Genomic DNA, 16,732 nt, shown 5'->3' on the forward strand with positions numbered 1-16,732 from the left:
CCGCGGTTGGCTTCGCCGAGCACGACCGCGACACCCGATGGAGACGACCATGACCGCTGCGCCGACCGAGTGCGCTCCCCGCGCCCTGTCCCCCGCGACCGAGGTGGCGGTCGACCCGATCCGCCTCCTGGCCCGGGTCGGCGGCGCCGCGAGCTGGCGTGACGTGCTCACCGCGACCGCGAAGTACGGCCTCGTACCCGTCACCGGCCCGGTGCTGGACGCCGGCGTCATCGCGGACACGCTCGGCGCCGGCCTCAGCCCCGTGCTGGGCCGGCGCCACGGGTACGCGGCGGACCAGGTGCGCCTCGTCGAGACCGTGACCGCGGACGGGATCCGCCGCAGGGTGACCGTCGAGCGCGACCCGGACTTGTTCTGGGCCCTGTGCCACGGCGCCGTGGACGTCGTCGTCACGGCGATGGTGTTCACCCTGTTCCCCTACCGCGAGTTCCACGGCGGAGTCCTGCGGTTCGCCGGCACCCGCCCGGGTGAGGTGCTGCACGCGTGGCGCGACTGGGCCCCGTCGTTACCGGACGAGTCGACCACGTCGGTCCTCGTGCGGTGGGTCGCGCGGGACCTGTTCGTCACCGACGTGCGCTTCGCCCACCTCGGCACCGCCGGCGAAGCGCGCCGGCTGCTCACTCCGATCCGCGCCCGTGGACCGGTCGTGTCGGACTCGACGGGCCGGAAACCGATGACGGCGATCGGGGAGCTGCACACCGGCCGGCCCGGCCCGGCCACCGGGTTGCGCGAACTGAGTGCGGCGACCGTCGACGAGCTGGTGCGGCCCGGCCAGACCTGGACCGGCGTGGAACTGCACGCCCTCGGCGGCGCCTACGACCGGGCGCCGCGGGTGCCCGACGCCGTGCCCGGACGTGGGGCGGCGTTCCGGTTGAACACCTACTCCTGAACCAGGCGTCCGCCGCCGCCCAACCCACCCGCCGTCCCGCCCGGCAGCCGAATGGCCCGGAACCCGAGCCCAGCCGGCCGGGCCGGGGATGGCAACAGCCGGAACACCGGACCGTCGGCGGGAGCGCCGGGATGGGCGGTGAGGCCCGCGCGCGCCGGCACCGCGCATTCGGCGACCCGGCCCTCGGCGGTGCCGACCAGCAGCCGCCCGGGCCCGGCGAGCGCCAGCGCGAGCGCCGTGGACGGAATGCCGGCCACGACGAGCGGCTCCGTCCACAGGAGACCGCCGGTGCGCGCGTCCAGCGCCACCAGCAGACCGTTGGCCAGGCTCAGGTGGACCACCGCGTCGGCAGCGTCGACCGCCATGGACAGCACCTGCTGCCCGGCCACGAACTCCCAGGCGACTTCGCCACCGGGCATCCCGCGGCGGGTGATCAGCTCGGCGGTCAGCCGGGCATCGCGAAGCGGTTGCGGGTCGGCGCCCACGAAACCGATCCGGGAATGGGAAACCGCGGAGATCACCGCGGGCCCGAGGTCGTCGGTGACGGCGACGGCCGGGCCGGGCTTGGTCAGCTCGGGGACGTGCGGCGGGGTCACCGGGAACGGCAGGTCCACCGGCCGGACGTCGGGCGCGTCGACGACACCGATCGTCGGCTCCCCCGAAGCCGACCAGCTGCGCGGTGCTCCGAACTCGGAGGACGCGAGCACCGCACCGTCTGCGAGGTGCGCGACGCTCCACACGGCACCGTGTTCGGTCCAGCGTGGACTCAAGCTCGCGACGTGTTCGCGCGCACGGGTTTCGTCGCGGGGATCGTCGCTTTCGCGGCACGGTCCGTCCAGCTCCCGCCAGCCGATCTCGCCGTCGCTCACCGCGAGCCAGTCTTCGCGGGTGATCATCGCGTCGTAGCCGACGGTGTGCGAGTCACGCCCGAGCTCGTCGTCGTGCAGCGGCGCGACCGCCACGTCCAATACGCGGCCTTCGCGCCACCGGCGCCACCGCACCGCCCGGATCTCGCGCGTGTCGGCGAGCGCCGACACCACTCGGCCGGCCGCGAAGTGCCACAACAGCAGTTCGCCGTAGTACTCGAAGCCGCCGCTGTAGCGCCCGGACCCGACCGCCAGCAACGGCAGGCTCGGGTGGAAGTCCACGGCGCGCACGGGCCAGGCGCAGCGCAGGATCGCACGGCAGGTCAGGTCGCGCCGGTGGTAGACGCCGACCACGTGCGGGGACAGCCGCGTCCGCGCTTCCCACTGCCGCCCGCCCTGCCGTCCGGCCACGGCGAGCAGGCCGTGGTGTTCGCTGTCGGCGACGACGACCGGCCGGCCGATCTCGGCGAACGGGCCATCGTCGAAGACCCGTTGCACGGTCACCACGCGCCGGCCTCCGGGGCCGTCAGGAGTCGGCGGGCTTCAGTGCGTCGAGCCACGCGCGCGTGAGCTCGGCGCGGTCCGACGTGCGCAACAGCGCCGACGGCCCACGCGCAGCCTCGTGGAAGATCGTGCGGGTGCCACCGCGCGGCGCGTCGAGCAGGAGCCACGACTGGTAGAAGCTCAGCCCGTCGCTCACCGCGGCCCAGCCGAACCGGCTCGGCACGACGAGCTCGCCGACGATGCCGTCGAGCGGGTGCGGCGTCGTCACCACGACGAACCGCCCACCCACGACGAGGTCCTCGAGGCACTCGACCCGCTCCACCCCACGCTGCCACGTCGGCCACTGCGCCACCGCGACGAGCCGGGTGAACAGGGCCTCGGCCGGCGCCGCCACGAACCGTTCGTGGCTGACGAAGCTGTCGCACCGGTCGGGTCCCCAGCCCGGCGGCCAGTGGACATCCGGGTGCACTCCTGAGCTCATGGCCCCGAGAGTGGACTTCGGCGCCCGGCACAGCACCCGTCACATGACTGGCCTGTCCGACCGGTCGCGGTCGTCGTACGCGGTGAGTGCGTCTCTCAGTGCGGCGCGTGACGTGATGCCCAGTTTGGGGAAGATCTTGTACAGGTGATCTCCCACGGTCCGGTGCGAGATGAACAGCTTCTGCCCGATCTGCTTGTTGGTCAGCCCGGCCCCGGCCAGCTCCGCGATCTCGCGCTCCTGCGGCGTCAGCGGCGACTTGGCGTCGGGCGCCGACTGGCGCGTGAGCCCGGTCGCGCGCAGCTCGTTGGCGGCGCGGTCCCGCCACGGCACGGCCCCCAGCGCGGCCAGCGTGTCGTGGGCGATCGTGAGCTGCTCCCGCGCGGCGCTCGTGCTGCGCAGGCGGCGCAGCCGCTCGCCGTACGCCAGGCGCACGCGGGCCACGTCGAACGGCCACCGGTCCAGCGTGGGTCCGGACAACGCGGCCTCGAACCGTTCCCGTGCGGTGTCGTCGTCGGCGGTGATCGCGGCGGCGGCCGCGGTGATCAGCCGCAGGCGGGGCGAGAGCTTGCCGAGCCTGGCCTCGCGCAGCGCCCCCGCGTGGGCACTCGCCTCGGCGCGGCGGCCGGTCGACAGGGCGGCCTCGACGAGGTCCGGGGCCGCCCACAGCGCGACCGGCCGGTACCGCGCGAACTCGCCCGCGGGGCTCACCCGCGTGGCGTGGTGGTAGGCCGCGTCGTAGTCGCCGGCGCCGATCTCGGCCAGAGCCCGGGCCTGCCACGCGAAGTGCGTGATGCCGGCGGCCTGGTGCGCGACGGCCCAGCGCGTCATGTCGTCGGTCAGCTGCCGCGCGGCCTCCACCTCGCCGCGCCCGGCGGCCACGAGCGACTGCACCCAGTGGAAGTACCAGTGGAAGAAGCGGAAGCCGTGTTCGACGCAGACGGCGATGCCCTCGTCGGCGTACTGCCAGGCCTCGTCCCAGCGGCCCGCCTGGAACCCCTCGATCCCCAGGTGCATGAGCGCGCCCAGGTGCCGGCGGGCCGGGCCCTGCCCCGCGCGGCGCGACTGCGCCAGGTGGCGTTCCGCCTCGCGCAGCCGGGGGAGGCGGTCGGCGAACACCGCGGCGGTGCCGATGCGGATGAGCCGGGTCGGGTCCTCGTCGTCGCCCACGGTGTCGATCAGCTCGTCGAGCGCCGTCACGTCGTCGTCGCCGGCGCGGGCCGGGTCGGAGAACACGGCGGCGTTCACGCGCAGCAGCGGGGGCGCCTCCGGCTCGAGCCGCCCGACCAGGCCGTGGAAGGTCTCCCACGCCTGCTCGGTGCCGACGTACCAGCTGATGAGCAGCAGGTTGAGCAGCGCTTCGACGAGCACGGGATCCTGGGCGTCGAAGCCGTGGTCGCCGGCCTCGATGGCACCCGCCAGCAGGCGGTGGGCGGTGGTGACGTCGCCGTCGGAGTTGATCAGCAGGTGGGCCGCGGCGGCCGCGCCCGGCAGCGAGTGGGTGGGCAGCGCCCCGGAGCGCCGGGCGTCGCCGAGCAGCCGGCTCGCGGTGGCGAGCTCACCGCCGGCGTCGGCGCCGACGTAGGCGGCTTCGGCGAGCCGCCGGCCGCGCTCGGCCGGGTCGGGGCTGAGCTCGGCGGCGCGGGTGAGCGCCGCGACCGCGCCGAGCGCGTCACCGTGGCGCAGCAGGGCCTGGGCCGACTCGTCGAGCTGCGCGGCGATCCCGGCGTCGACCCCGACGGCCGATTCGGCGAGGTGCCGCACGCGGCGCTCGGGCGTGGCGACGACAGCAGCCAGGGCGCCGTGGGCCCAGCGCCGTTCGCGTTCGGTGGAGGCCTCGACCACCGCGGCGCCGATCAGCGGGTGCCGGAAGCCGAGCCGGGTGCCGCTCACGTGCACGAGCCGCGCGTCCTCGGCCGGGGCCAGGTCGTCGACGTCGCAGGTGGTGCCGCCCGCCGTGCGCAACCGGGCCACTTCGATGCTCCCGCCGAGCGCGCCGAGCAGCATCATCAGCCGACAGCGCTCCGGCAGCCCGCGCACCCGCGCGGTGAACAGCTCCTGCAGCCGGTCCGACAGCGGCAGGACCTCGGGCAACGTCGTGAAGTCCGAGCGCTGGTCCCCGTCCAGCGCCGACGGCAGCTCCAGCAGCGCCAGGGGGTTGCCCGCCGCCTCCGTCAGCAGCCGGTGGCGCACCGCGGGCGCCAGGTCCGGGAAGTGCCGGTCGACGAGCGTGCGCGCCGCCCGGGCCGGCAGCGGCGGCAGCACCACCTCGGCCAGGCCGCTGTCCTGGAAGAACCCGCGGTCTGCCGAGCGGCAGGCGGCCAGGAAGACGATCGGGCTGCCCACCAAGCGCCGGGCGACGAAGCCCAGCACCTCGGCGCTGGCCCGGTCGAGCCAGTGCAGGTCGTCGATCACGATCAGCAGCGAGGTCTCGGCCGCGACCGAGCGCAGCCACAGCAGCGCCGCGTTCGACACCACGAGCCGGTCGGGAGCCGAGCCGATCTCGAAGCCGAGGGCGCAGCGCAGCGCCGTGCGGTGGGTGTCGGCCAGCGCGGCCATGTCCTCGCCGAGCGGGAACAGCAGCTGGTTCAGCGCGGAGTAGTTGACCTCGGCCTCGAACTGCACACCGGCGGCCCGCAGGACCCGCGTGCCGCGCTCGGTCTCGCCGTCGGCGAACTCGTCGAGCACGGCGCTCTTGCCGACCCCGGCCTCGCCCACCACGAGCAGGGCGCCACCGCGCACGCCGGCGCCGTCGAAGAACGAGCGGATCGAGGCGATCTCGTCGTCACGTCCGATCAGCGGCACTACAGGGCCCTCCCGAGCTTCCGGGGCTCCGGGGCGCGCCGACCTGAGCCGATACCTGAACCGGAGCCGTCCTGCCGGGTGACCCGTGGAACAGCCGGTCCGCCGAGGCGGTCGGGGCCGTAGGCCGCCGCGCGGCGGGCCGAGCCGCCGCGCCGGTGTCCGAAGCCGTGGATCCGCACTCTTTCCTTCTTCAGGGCCACCGCATTGGCCGTCCGAGCCGATGAAATATCCACGACAAGTCGGAACGGAGCTGAAGCGGCAGAGACAACTGTGGATTCGGGCACCCGTCGGCCGACGATACGGCCAACGGTCGTGATCGGCGCCCGGTACCCTTGCTCGACGAAAGTCATCTTAATGTACCAAGTGAAATCACTCTCACTCGGTCAGCCGAAGATCCAGTAGCAGCAACGAAATCCAGCCTCGGCCACACCGGCCGAACGGCCTCGCTCCGCCGCGAGCGACTACCAGTCCATCCCGCTCCGACAGCGACCGAACGCCGACAGCGATTCCCCGCGGAATAAGGTGCACGGAACGACGGTTACGGAGAGGCCCGCCGCGACACCTTCGGCGGAAGACGTGTTCGACATGAACGCCTTTCGGTTGATACTCATTCTCCGTTGACACATGATGGACCGCATGGCGAGAGGGGACTACGGATGAGCGGCTCATTTTCTGTCGGGATCGGTTCATGGACGGAGTGAGCAGGCTCATCCGGCTGGCCCACCTCGAGGGCCGCCTCGACGTGCGGTGCCTGATGGCCGGACAGTTCACTTTGGACCACGAGGCCGCGCCGCCGGGCCACGTGCAGTTCCACATCGTGCTGCAGGGCCGCTGCACTGTGACCACGAGCACGTCCACAGTCGACCTCGGCCCGGGTGATTTCCTGCTGCTCCCCCACGGCGAAGCCCACACCGTCACGGCCGCGTCGGGCCGGCGGCGCCGGTTCGAGGAGGAAGAGGGTGCGACGTTCACCACCCGCAAGACCCTCGGCGCCGAACACGAGCTCGACCTGTTCTGCGGCCACTACCGCTTCGACTCGGCGGCCGGCGCGCTGCTGTTCCGCCTGCTGCCGGCGATGGTGCACGTGACGATGGACCGGCCCGCCCTCACGCTGGCCGAGGTCCTGCGCGGCGAAGCCGATGTCGACGGCCCCGGCACGGGCGCCGTCGTGTGTTCCCTCTGCGACGCGCTGCTGGCCATGTCGCTGCGCAGCCGCCCCGACCAGCGGCTCGACACCCCCGCGCTGTGGACCGCCATGGGCGACGACGTGCTGGGCCAGGTGATCGCCCAGGTCGTGGAGCGCCCCGGCGAGGCCTGGACCATCGACCGTATGGCCGGCGAGGCCCGGATGTCGCGCGCCACGTTCCTGCGCCGCTTCACCGCGCGCACCGGCATCACCGTCGCGACGCTGCTGACCTCGATCCGGATGATGGTGGCGGCGGACCTGCTCACGCACTCGGACCTGTCGGTGGCCCGGGTGGCCGGCGAGGTGGGGTACCGCTCGGAATCGGCGTTCGCCCAAGCGTTCCGGGCCACTGTGGGCACACCGCCTGCCCGGTTCCGCAAGCACGCGGTGACGAGCCGGTGACCGCGGCGGTACGCTGTGGTCACGACCATTGACGGTAATGATTCATGACCAGTCGGAAAGTCTCCGGTGTGCCCGGCCGGCCGCGGGTCTCCCCGGCACCGAGCCACCGAGCCACCGAACGAGAACCAGGAGCAGGAGCAGACGATGTCCGTCGTCGAAATGACCACCTTCACGGTGGCCGAGGACAAGACCGAGGCGATGCTGGCCGCGCGCCCCGCGATGGTGGAGGCGTTCCGCGCGGACCGGCGCGGCTTCCTCTCCGCCCGGCTGGTGCGGGTGGCCGAGAACACGTGGCTCGACTTCGTCGAGTGGTCCGACGACGCCGCGTGGGACGAGTCCAAGGCCAAGGGCGCGAACCAGCCGGCGATCGCCGCGTTCTTCGCCACGATCGACTCGCTGGTCAGCGCCGAACGCGGCGTGCGCTACGACGACGCGCAGGAGACGCCGGCCGTCGCGCGCCGCGTCCGCACCATCGCCTACGGACCGGCCCCCTCGCAGGTCGGTGAGCTGTACCTGCCCGAGGGCGAGGGCCCGTTCCCGGTCGTGGTCGTGGTGCACGGCGGCTACTGGACCGCGATGTGGGACCGCCGTCAGATCACCGACGTCGTCGACGACTTCCTCGGCCGCGGGTACGCGGTGTGGAACATCGAGTACCGCCGAGTCGGCGAGCCCGGCGGCGGCTGGCCCGGCACCTTCCTCGACATCGCGGCGGCCATCGACGCGGTCGAGGACATGGACCCCGCGCTCGACACCGGTCGCGTGGTGATCGTCGGCCACTCGGCCGGCGGGCACCTCACCACCTGGGCCGCCCACCGCGGCGCGTTGCCCGCCGAGGCCCCGGGCGCGAACCCGAAGGTCACGCCGCTCGGCATCGTGTCGCTCGCGGGCGCGCTCGACCTCAAGACCGCCGACGCCACCCGGTTCGGCACCGTCCTCGCCGATCCCGACGCGGAGCCGCCGAAGGACGCGCCCGACGCCGCCCGCCCGGAGGCGTTCCCCGTCGTCGCCGCGCAGGTCGGCGAGGGCATCGTGAAGATCCTCGTGGGTGCGCGATTCGCTGAGAACCCCGAGCGCTACACCTGGACCTCGCCGCTCGAGCTGGCCAACCCGGGCGTGCCCGTGCTGGCCGTGCACGGCACCGCCGACGAAGCCGTGCCCGCCGACTGGAGCCGGCGCTACGCGGAGAAGACCAACGCCGAGGGCGGCACCGCCCGCTACGTCGAGGTCGAGGGCGCCACCCACTTCGACGTGGTGCACCCGCACCACCCCGTGTGGCCGACCGTCACCGCCTGGATCGACGAGACGTTCACCAACGCCAAGTGAGAACCGGCGGGGCACTCTCGCGGGTGCCCCGCCGTTCGTCATCCGGCCGGATTCCGGTTCACTCTGCCGTGTCACTCTGCCGTGCGCCAGCGGCCCCGGGTCAGCTCGGCGTAATCGGTGAACTCCGGCAGCGCGCCCAGCTGCCGCAGCAGGGCGAAGTCGTCGGCGAAGTACCAGTGCTCGGCGACGAGCCCGTTCTCGAACCGCCAGATCGCCATCTCCGTGATGTCGATGCGGTTCCCGGTCGCGGGGAACCCGTAGAGCTCTCCCGTGTGCGTGGCGGTCAGCGACCACACCGCCCACACGCGGTCGCCCTTGGCGACGATGTCCTCGATCACGTCGTGCCGGTCCGGCAGGGAGTCCTTGCGGTAGCCGCCCATGCCGAGGCCGGAGAGCTCGGCCAGCGACGCCATGCCGACGCGGTTCACGGTCGCGCCGGGTTTGAGGAACTGCGCGCGCTCTTCGAGCCCGACGGTGCGGAACTTCCGGACGAGGTCGATGTTGCGGCGTTCCTCCTCGGTGTACTCGGCTTCGGAGTAGTCGGCGCCGACGAGCGTCGTCACGAGGCTGCGGGTGTGCATACGATGTCCTTTCGGGAACGGTCAGGCGCGGACGAGCTCGGCTTCGATCACCACGTCGACACGGTTCGACACCACCGCGCCGCCGCCGGCGAGCAGCCCGTCGAACCGCACCCCGAACTCGCGCCGGTCGAGCGAGGTCCGGGCAGAGAACCCGGCGCGCGTGGCACCGCGGTGGTCGATCACTCCCCCGGTGCGAACCTCCAGCTCCACCGGCCGGGCCACGCCGCGGATGGTCAGCCGGCCGGGCAACACCCAGTCGACGGCGGGCAGTCGCTCACACGCAGCGGTGAACTCCATCTCGGGAAACCGTTCGCTGTCGAGGAAATCGGGCGAGCGGATCAGCTCGTCGCGCTTCGGGTGGCCCGAGGAGATGCTCCCGGTCGCGACGCGAACGCCCAGCGAGGCACCCCGCTCGGTCACCTCCACCGCGCCGTCGAGCACGTCGAACCGGCCCGTGACCCGGGCGATCGTCATGTGCACCACGGAAAACGCGACCAGGCTGTGCGCGGCGTCCACCGTCCAGGTGCCGGTCAGCGCGTCGAGAGCGAGCGCTTGCTGATCCACTGTGGTCACGACGCCACCCCCACCGGAACGGCACCTTCAGCATCCGCGAAGCGGGGCATCACGTGGTCGATGAACCGCTGCAACGAGCGGTTGGCCAGTGCCGGATCCATCTGTCCGTACAGGAAAACCAGAGCGAGGTGCCCGATGCCGCGCTCGGCGTGGGCCGCGATCTCGCGGGCCACGGTGTCGACGCTGCCGACGATCATCGCCTTGCGCAGGAACGCGTCGCGGTCGCTGGCCGCCACGCCGACCACGCTGTTCTGGAACTTCGCCGCACCTGCCGCGCCCTGGAAGGCCTTGGCCGTCGACGCGTCGAGGTAGTCCAGCGCCGGTGTGACCTCCCGCAGCGCGGACTCGTCGGTCTCGCCGATGTAGACCATCTTCTGCACGAGCGACCAGTCGGCGGCGTCCTTCACGGTCTGCGCGTCGTGGCCCGACCGTTCGAGCGCGTCGTGGTAGAGCGCCCACTTGCGGGCGGTCTCGCCGAGCTCGTCGCGCGCGGTCTGCAGCGCCCACCCACGCCCGGCCGCGTCGAGGATGCCCTGGTCCGACAGCGCGGCGCGGGCGAAGCGGATCGACGGGCGGAAGCTGGCGGGCATGATGCGCCGCGTGAGCAGCCCGCTCGAGTGCGTGGTGGCGAAGTCGATCTCCACGCCGTCGTCGTCGGTCTTCGCGAGAGCGCGGAAGGCGACGTCGAGCACCTCGTCCATCAGCTCCGCGCGGTGGGCGGTGTCGCGGCCGAGGCCCTGGTACTCGCGCGGCGAACCGCCCGTGCCCACGCCGATGGTGCAGCGGCCGCGGGTGAGCAGGTCGAGCGTGGTGCAAGCCTCGGCGAAGTTCAGCGGGTTCCACAGCGCCGGCACGGCCACCGACACGATCGTGTGCAGGTTCTTCAGCTGCGGCGCGAGGTAGGCGCCGAAGGTGAACGGGTTGCCGTAGGTGTTGTAGCCGGTGAAGTGGTGCTCGGTGAGGCAGACGCCGGCGAAGCCGCTGCGGTCGGCGATGAGCGCCTGCTCGGTCACGGCCTCGACCACTTCGAGGTCGTGCGCGCCGTCGGGCGACTGGGCGTTGAGGTAGATCGAGAACTTCATGTCTCCCCTGGGTTTCTGTGAGGTTCGGGTACGGGGTCAGGCCGCGGACGTCATGCCGCCGCGTCGCCGCGGATGTGCGCGGCGACGTCGGCACGCAGGTGCACGAACTTCGGGTCCGCGCGGGTGGTGATCTGGTCGCGGGGTGCGGTGAGGTCCACCGTCACCAGCTCGGCGACCGTCGCCGGGGGCCGGCTCAGCACGATCACGCGATCGGAGAGGTACACGCTCTCGTCGATGTCGTGCGTGACCACGAGGATCGTCATGCCGAAGCGGTCGCGCACCGACAGCGTGAGGTCTTCGAGGTCGGCGCGGGTCTGGGCGTCGACGCTCGCGAACGGCTCGTCCATGAGCAGGATCCGGGGCCGGCACGCCAGCGCGCGGGCGATGGCCACACGCTGCTGCATGCCACCCGAGAGCTGCCACGGGTACTTGCGCCGCGCGTCCCCGAGCCCCACGGCCGCCAGCGACTCGGCGGTGCGCTCGCGGCGCTCGGCCGCCGGCACCCCGCCGGCCCGCAACGGGAACTCGACGTTGCGGCCCACGCGCATCCACGGGAACAGCGACCGGTTGTAGTCCTGGAACACCATCGACAGCCCGGCGGGCACGCCGGCCACGGGCTCGCCGAGCACGCACACCTCGCCCTGGGCGGGGTGCAGCAGCCCGGCGAGGCACCGCAGCAGGGTCGACTTGCCGGTACCGGACGGCCCGACGATCGTGAGCAGCTCCCCGTCGGCCGCGGTGAACGACACGTCGTGCAGCACCGGCTGCGGCTGCCCGGGGTAGCTGTGGCCGAGGCCCGTGACCCGCACTGCCGGCTCGCGCGGCGCGGCCGGATCGGGCGCGGCCGGGCGGGCCGCGGTGTGGACCGGGTTCTGCATGGAGGTCATCACCATCTCCTGGAGAGTGTTCTTCGGGGGATCAGTCGTGCCGGGCACGGCTGTGGCGGTGCCAGCGCAGAGCGCGGCGTTCGAGTGCGGTGAACACGGTGTTGAAGACGTAGCCGAGCACGCCGAGCGCGACCATCGCCGCCCACATGCCGGCGAACTCGAAGTGGCGCTGGGAGTCGACGAGGAAGAACCCGAGCCCGCTCGTGGCGACGACCCACTCCGACAGCACCATCAGCACCAGCGCGAGGGCGAGCCCCACGCGCATGCCGGCGAAGATCGCCGGGGTCGCGTAGCAGAGGTCCACCTGCAGGAGCCGGCGCAGCGGGCCCAGGCGCAGGGTGCGGGCCGTGTCCCGCGCGACGGGGTCGATCGCGCCGGTCGCCTGCATCGCGTTGAGCAGCACGGGCCACGTGCAGCCGAACGCGATCACGAGCACGCGCATCACGTCGCTGGCGCCGAAGACGATGAGGAACACCGGCAGGATCGCCGGCGTCGGCAGCGCGCGCAGGAACTGCGCCGCCGGGTCGACCATGCGCCGCACCGTGGGGAACGCGCCCGCCGACACGCCGATCGCCGCGCCGATCAGCGAGCCGCCCAGCCAGCCCGCCAGCATCCGCACGAGGCTCGGGGCCACGTCCGTCCACAAGGGAGCCGAGGTCCACAGGTGGCTCGCCGGGCCGGCGAACCACAGGGCCCGCATCTTGCGGAGGATCTCCAGCGGCGTCGGGAAGTACGGGTTCGCCGCGGCAGCCGCGGCCCGCTGCCAGATCCAGCACAACAGGGCCAGCAACCCGAACCGCAGCACGAACAGGCCGACGACCGCGGCCGCGGTGCGGAAAGTACGGGTGGAAGCCGGCGCGATCGCCACGGCGCTCATCGTGATTCTCCTTCGCCCCACGGCAGAAGCCGTCGTTCCACTGCCCGGGCGGCCCCGTTCACGACCAGCCCCAGCAGCCCGGCCGCGCACACCGCCGCGAACGCGTAGTCGGTGTGGCTGCCGCCCTGCGTCGCGGCGAGGAGGTAGGCCCCCACACCGGTGTCGGTGCCGATGAGCAGCTCGGCCGCCACCGCGATCACGAGCGCGAGCCCGGTCGACACCCGGATCCCGGCCGCGATCACCGGCGCGGCTGAAGGCAGCACGATCTCGCCCAGCCGGCGCGGCAGCCGCGCGCCGTAGACCCGCGCCGTCTGCAACGCGACCCCGTCGACGTCGCGCGCGCCGTGGATCGTGTTGAGCAGCACCGGCCACACGGTGGCGCTGACGATCGTGATCACCACGGACGCGCGGCCCGTGCCGCTCACGAGCACCAGCAGCGGCACGATCGCCACCGCGGGCACTGGCCGCAGCAGGTCCACGACGATGCGCGTCGCGGTGTGCACGGCCGGCACCAGCCCGAGGACCAGGCCCAGGACCAGGCCGGCCGGGACGGCGATCAGCAGGCCGAGCAGCGCTGAGCCCGCGGTGGCACCGAGATCGGCGAGGAACGGCGTGTTGGTGAGCAGTTCGCCCAGCCGCACGAGGATCACGCTCGCGGGCGGCAGGTACTGCGTGCTCACCAGTCCCGAGCGGGCCACGATCTCCTCGGCCGCGGCGAGCACGACCAGGCCGGCCAGCCCGAGCGCGAACGTGGAGAACGCGGGGCGCCTCCGGGCGGCACCGCGCCGGGCCAGGACGTCGATCGACATGAGGCTGGTTTCCTTTCCGGCGTCAGCGGTCCGCGACCATCACGTCGGCCGGCAGCTGCGTGCTGGTGAGCATCCCGGCCTGCTGCATCACCCCGGCCAGCTTCTGCAGCGGGGCCAGGTCGGTCACGTTCGTGGCGAAGCCGGGCATCTTCATGCCCGCGGCCAGCGCCGCGTCGACCTTCGTAAACGTGGGCACGGCCTTGCGCAGCGCGTCGGGATCGGCGTTGAGTGCGGCGTTCTCGGCCGCGAGGCCCTTGCGGAACGCCGCGATCACGTCCGGGTGCTGCTGCGCGTAGCTCGTGGTCGTCACGTAGACGCCGACGAGGGTGTCGGTGAGCGGCCCCGTGAACTGTGCGGAGACGCTGCGCGTGCCCACGGTCTTGCGGATCGTGGACAGGAACGGTTCCGGCGTGCAGACGGCGTCGACGATCCCGCGCTGCAGTGCGCTGCCCTGGTCGGGCAACGCGACCGGGACGAGCTTGACCGACTTCGGGTCCACGCCCGCGGCCCGCAGCTGCGCGGGGAGCGTGACGGCGCAGCTGGAGGTGGTGCCGGGGATGGCGACGCTGTGGCCGGCCAGGTCGCGCACGGTGCGCAGCGGCGAACCGGCCTTGGCCAGCACGTCGAGCTGTCCCGGGCGGCCGAGGTCGCTGAGCCCCACGACCGTGACGGGGAGCTTCTTCTGCACGGCGAGCAGGTAGTCGGCCGCGCTGTCCCAGACGATCGGGTACGCGTTGCCGAGCAGGCCGACCAGCGGCGAGTCCGAGCTCGTGTGGTTGTGCGCCTGCACCGTGACGCCGGCCTTGGCGAACCCGCCGTTGCGGGCGCCGAGGTAGACCGCGGCCGACGACGTGGTGGCCGGCGCGTCGACGACTACCGCCGCGCCGCTCGAGGCCTGGCCCGCCTGGCCCGAACCCGAGCCGGGCGCGGCCGTGGTGTCCGTGGCCGAGCACGCCGAGGTGGCCGCGAGCGCCGCGACGCCGAGCAGGGCCGCCGCGACGGGCCGCCGAGATTTCCGGGATTTCCCGGCCTGTCCAGTGTGGTGCGCCATGCCGATTCCGCCTTCCGCAGTACCGCGCTGTGCGATGAGAGGCATGGAAGACCGGGCGGTGTGACGCGGACAACTCCCCTGTGCAAGTTTCCACATCCGGTTGCCGCGGACGGGCTCTCGGCGGCGCCATGGAAACCATGAACACTCCGACTCCGCCCGCGGCCGGCGACGCGCTCGGCTCCGCACGGTCGATGTCCGCCCCCGTCCACCTCGCCGGGTACGGCGTCGACGCCGACCTCTTCCGGGGTCTGGCCGCCTCGCTGCCGACGTCGGTCAGCGTCATCACCACGACCGCCGAAGACGGCTCGCCGATCGGCATGACGTCGGGCACGGTGTGCAGCCTGTCGTGCGAACCGCCGCTGTTGCTGGTGTGCCTGGGGAAGGGTTCCCGAACGCTGCAGGCCATTCGCGAGCGCGGCCGCTTCGGTGTGAACGTGCTCGACAGCCTCGGTTCCGCGATCTCGGCCCACTTCGCGAGCCGCGTCGAGGACAAGTTCGCCACGATCGGCTGGCGGCGCGGCCGCCACGGCTCACCGGTGCTCGAGGACTCCGTGGTGGCGTTCCTCGAGTGCGAGCTCTACCAGGTGGTCGACGGCGGGGACCACACGATCGTCGTCGGGCTCATCATGGACGGCGCCCACACGGACGCCGCGCCGTTGGTGTATTTCCGGCGCAGCTACGCAGGCTTCGGTGAATGACACAGCGGTGAATGACACAGCGGTGAGTGACACAGCGGTGCGTGAGGTCAGCGTCCGGCCTTGCGCCGCAACCGTTCCTCGTCGTGGATCACGAGCTCCCGCGACTCCAGCGTGATCACGCCGAGCCGGGTCATGTCCTTGAGCGCCTTGTTCACGCTCTCGCGCGAAGCACCCACGTAGTGCGCCCACTGTTCCTGGGTGAGGTCGTGGCGCACCCGGACGCCGTCGGGCCCGCGCACGCCGATGCGGTCCGCGAGCTGGATGATCCCGCCCGCGACGCGCGCGCTGATGTCGGGGTTGAGCAGCGAACCCACGGTCTCGTTGATCCGCCGCACCTGCGCCGAGAGGAACCGCACCGCGGCCGCGCCGATCCGCGGGTCGCTGAGCACCCACTCGCGCAACCGGGCCGCCGGCAGGGCGATCACGTCGGCGTCGCTGATCGCCACGGCATCGGACACGCGCGCGTTGCCCTCGAAGACGCTGGTGATGCCGAACGGGTCGCCGGGCAGGAAGATCGTCATCATCCGTTCGCGGCCGGTGACGGTCGTGCGGCCCATGGCGACCTTGCCGGACACGACGAGGTAGCCGAAGGCCGCGTGCTCACCGGTGTGGAAGATGACCTCACCACGCGGATGGTGGCGCACGGCCCCGCTGTCCAGCAGTCCGGCCACCAGCTCCGCCGGCATCCCGGCGAAGAACGGGCTCGCGACGGCACCGCCCGCCGCGGAGCGAAAACGCTCCGCGGGCGGGAGGGCGCCGGCCGGGTTCATCCGAGCAGTGTAAGCACTTCGCCGCGTGTCGCGGGTGAGCTCAGTCCAGGGTCGCGGCGAACAGACCCAGCCGCAGCGGGTCCGGTTTGCCCGCGTCGAGCAGGGCCGGGATCGGGCGGCCGGCCGCGGACAGCTCGTCGACGAGGTCGGGGCCGTCGCCAGTCCAGCCGTGCGCGGCGAGCCACGTGGCCGGGGGCCACTGCGCCGGGCCGCCGCGGTCCACGGACACGAAGATCTCCGCCATCGCGCGGTCGCCGTCCTCCGGCGTCGGGATGTCGCTCATCCTGGTCCGCCGGTTGAGGTACTCCCCCGCCAGCGTGCTTCCCGGTGTGGACACCTCGCCCAGCTCGTCGAGGAACGCATCGGCCTGGCCGGGCTCGAAGTACATAAGCAACCCCTCGGCCACCCACGCGACGGGCGCGTGCGGGTCGAAGCCGGCGGCAAGCAGCTCGCGGCGCCAGCCCTCCCGCAGGTCCGCGGCCACGGGCACGCGCTTCACGGCCGCCTCGGCGCCGACGTCGGCGACCAGACGTTCCTTGAAACCCAGCACCTGCGCGGAATCGAGTTCGTAGACCACCGTGTCGGCGGGGAAGGCGAGCCGGTAGGCCCGGCCGTCGAGCCCGGCGCCGAGCAGGACGACCTGGCGGCAGCCCGCCGCCAGGCGCTCGGCGACGTAGCGGTCGTAGAACCCCGTGCGGCCCGCGAACAGAGCGGACAGGCCCAGCCACAGCTCCGACGGCCGGTCTTCGCGGGCCGGTCCGAACGCCGGCAGCACGCCGGCCGACACGTCGACGTCGAGCATACGGGCCACGAACCGCTCGGCCGGCACGTCGGCGAACAGCCGATCAGCGCGACGGGACTCCTGCGCGCGGGCGTACGCCGTGATCAGGGCGGTGAGCCCGACGCCTTCGGGAAGCCTGGGTGTACTCACGA

At 72.7% G+C, this 16,732-nt stretch carries 16 protein-coding genes; 4 read left to right on the forward strand and 12 right to left on the reverse strand.

Going from position 1 to position 16,732, the window contains the following annotated elements; translation table 11 throughout:
• Nucleotides 1–49 precede the first annotated feature (49 nt).
• Nucleotides 50–907, forward strand: a complete 858-nt coding sequence (locus tag ACWEOE_RS29730) for a hypothetical protein (RefSeq protein ID WP_452014891.1) — start codon at nt 50–52, stop codon at nt 905–907.
• Here the strand turns inward: ACWEOE_RS29730 and ACWEOE_RS29735 are convergent.
• Genes ACWEOE_RS29735 through ACWEOE_RS29745 form a run of 3 tightly spaced genes read right to left on the reverse strand, consistent with a single transcriptional unit; the run spans nt 898 to nt 5,560 of the window.
• The gene (locus ACWEOE_RS29735; protein WP_452014893.1) at nt 898–2,277 is read right to left on the reverse strand and encodes a hypothetical protein; all 1,380 of its coding nucleotides are present in this window, start codon (nt 2,275–2,277) and stop codon (nt 898–900) included. The genes ACWEOE_RS29730 and ACWEOE_RS29735 overlap by 10 nt on opposite strands.
• A 22-nt stretch (nt 2,278–2,299) precedes the next feature.
• Complete coding sequence (locus tag ACWEOE_RS29740; protein WP_452014895.1) at nt 2,300–2,758, reverse strand: hypothetical protein; 459 nt, start codon at nt 2,756–2,758, stop codon at nt 2,300–2,302.
• 39 nt (nt 2,759–2,797) lie between these two features.
• A complete protein-coding gene (locus ACWEOE_RS29745) occupies nt 2,798–5,560 on the reverse strand; it encodes a helix-turn-helix transcriptional regulator (protein WP_452014897.1) in 2,763 nt (920 codons plus the stop codon).
• 697 nt (nt 5,561–6,257) lie between these two features.
• Here ACWEOE_RS29745 and ACWEOE_RS29750 point away from each other — a divergent pair.
• A complete protein-coding gene (locus ACWEOE_RS29750; RefSeq protein ID WP_452014899.1) occupies nt 6,258–7,148 on the forward strand; it encodes a cupin domain-containing protein in 891 nt (296 codons plus the stop codon).
• A gap of 144 nt (nt 7,149–7,292) precedes the next feature.
• Nucleotides 7,293–8,471, forward strand: a complete 1,179-nt coding sequence (locus tag ACWEOE_RS29755; protein WP_452014901.1) for an alpha/beta fold hydrolase — start codon at nt 7,293–7,295, stop codon at nt 8,469–8,471.
• Nucleotides 8,472–8,542: 71 nt separating this feature from the next.
• Here the strand turns inward: ACWEOE_RS29755 and ACWEOE_RS29760 are convergent, their stop codons facing one another.
• Genes ACWEOE_RS29760 through ACWEOE_RS29790 form a run of 7 tightly spaced genes read right to left on the reverse strand, consistent with a single transcriptional unit; the run spans nt 8,543 to nt 14,331 of the window.
• Nucleotides 8,543–9,052: an ester cyclase gene (locus ACWEOE_RS29760; RefSeq protein ID WP_452014903.1), complete on the reverse strand. Its 510-nt coding sequence runs from the start codon at nt 9,050–9,052 to the stop codon at nt 8,543–8,545.
• 21 nt (nt 9,053–9,073) lie between these two features.
• The gene (locus ACWEOE_RS29765) at nt 9,074–9,625 is read right to left on the reverse strand and encodes a YceI family protein (protein ID WP_452014905.1); all 552 of its coding nucleotides are present in this window, start codon (nt 9,623–9,625) and stop codon (nt 9,074–9,076) included.
• Nucleotides 9,622–10,707, reverse strand: a complete 1,086-nt coding sequence (locus ACWEOE_RS29770; RefSeq protein WP_452014907.1) for an LLM class flavin-dependent oxidoreductase — start codon at nt 10,705–10,707, stop codon at nt 9,622–9,624. The genes ACWEOE_RS29765 and ACWEOE_RS29770 overlap by 4 nt, the downstream gene beginning before the upstream one ends.
• Nucleotides 10,708–10,757: 50 nt before the next feature.
• Nucleotides 10,758–11,594 carry an ABC transporter ATP-binding protein gene (locus tag ACWEOE_RS29775; RefSeq protein ID WP_452014909.1) on the reverse strand — a complete coding sequence of 279 codons (837 nt, stop codon included), beginning with the start codon at nt 11,592–11,594 and terminating at the stop codon, nt 10,758–10,760.
• 31 nt (nt 11,595–11,625) lie between these two features.
• Nucleotides 11,626–12,471: an ABC transporter permease gene (locus ACWEOE_RS29780; protein ID WP_452014911.1), complete on the reverse strand. Its 846-nt coding sequence runs from the start codon at nt 12,469–12,471 to the stop codon at nt 11,626–11,628.
• Nucleotides 12,468–13,280 (reverse strand): ABC transporter permease, encoded by an 813-nt coding sequence (locus ACWEOE_RS29785; RefSeq protein WP_452014913.1) that lies wholly within the window; start codon nt 13,278–13,280, stop codon nt 12,468–12,470. The genes ACWEOE_RS29780 and ACWEOE_RS29785 overlap by 4 nt, the downstream gene beginning before the upstream one ends.
• Nucleotides 13,281–13,302: 22 nt before the next feature.
• Nucleotides 13,303–14,331, reverse strand: a complete 1,029-nt coding sequence (locus ACWEOE_RS29790) for an ABC transporter substrate-binding protein (RefSeq protein WP_452014915.1) — start codon at nt 14,329–14,331, stop codon at nt 13,303–13,305.
• Between the two features lie 137 nt (nt 14,332–14,468).
• On the opposite strand from ACWEOE_RS29790, the gene ACWEOE_RS29795 reads away from it, so the two are divergent.
• On the forward strand, nt 14,469–15,029 hold the full coding sequence (locus ACWEOE_RS29795; RefSeq protein WP_452014917.1) for a flavin reductase family protein: 561 nt from the start codon (nt 14,469–14,471) through the stop codon (nt 15,027–15,029).
• A 47-nt stretch (nt 15,030–15,076) separates the two neighbouring features.
• On the opposite strand, the gene ACWEOE_RS29800 is transcribed toward ACWEOE_RS29795, so the two are convergent.
• Complete coding sequence (locus ACWEOE_RS29800) at nt 15,077–15,799, reverse strand: Crp/Fnr family transcriptional regulator (protein WP_452014919.1); 723 nt, start codon at nt 15,797–15,799, stop codon at nt 15,077–15,079.
• A 40-nt stretch (nt 15,800–15,839) separates the two neighbouring features.
• Nucleotides 15,840–16,730, reverse strand: coding sequence for an SAM-dependent methyltransferase (locus tag ACWEOE_RS29805; RefSeq protein WP_452014921.1), 891 nt, complete (start codon nt 16,728–16,730; stop codon nt 15,840–15,842).
• Nucleotides 16,731–16,732 lie beyond the last annotated feature (2 nt).

Source organism: Amycolatopsis sp. NPDC004368, assembly GCF_053602515.1.

Bases quoted from the DNA above. Each gene is read 5' to 3' on its own strand.
- ACWEOE_RS29800 (WP_452014919.1), bottom strand. From the start codon at position 15,799: ATGAACCCGGCCGGCGCCCTCCCGCCCGCGGAGCGTTTTCGCTCCGCG.
- ACWEOE_RS29785 (WP_452014913.1), bottom strand. From the start codon at position 13,280: ATGTCGATCGACGTCCTGGCCCGGCGCGGTGCCGCCCGGAGGCGCCCC.
- ACWEOE_RS29760 (WP_452014903.1), bottom strand. From the start codon at position 9,052: ATGCACACCCGCAGCCTCGTGACGACGCTCGTCGGCGCCGACTACTCC.
- ACWEOE_RS29775 (WP_452014909.1), bottom strand. From the start codon at position 11,594: ATGACCTCCATGCAGAACCCGGTCCACACCGCGGCCCGCCCGGCCGCG.
- ACWEOE_RS29730 (WP_452014891.1), top strand. From the start codon at position 50: ATGACCGCTGCGCCGACCGAGTGCGCTCCCCGCGCCCTGTCCCCCGCG.
- ACWEOE_RS29770 (WP_452014907.1), bottom strand. From the start codon at position 10,707: ATGAAGTTCTCGATCTACCTCAACGCCCAGTCGCCCGACGGCGCGCAC.
- ACWEOE_RS29795 (WP_452014917.1), top strand. From the start codon at position 14,469: ATGAACACTCCGACTCCGCCCGCGGCCGGCGACGCGCTCGGCTCCGCA.
- ACWEOE_RS29755 (WP_452014901.1), top strand. From the start codon at position 7,293: ATGTCCGTCGTCGAAATGACCACCTTCACGGTGGCCGAGGACAAGACC.
- ACWEOE_RS29780 (WP_452014911.1), bottom strand. From the start codon at position 12,471: ATGAGCGCCGTGGCGATCGCGCCGGCTTCCACCCGTACTTTCCGCACC.
- ACWEOE_RS29790 (WP_452014915.1), bottom strand. From the start codon at position 14,331: ATGGCGCACCACACTGGACAGGCCGGGAAATCCCGGAAATCTCGGCGG.
- ACWEOE_RS29740 (WP_452014895.1), bottom strand. From the start codon at position 2,758: ATGAGCTCAGGAGTGCACCCGGATGTCCACTGGCCGCCGGGCTGGGGA.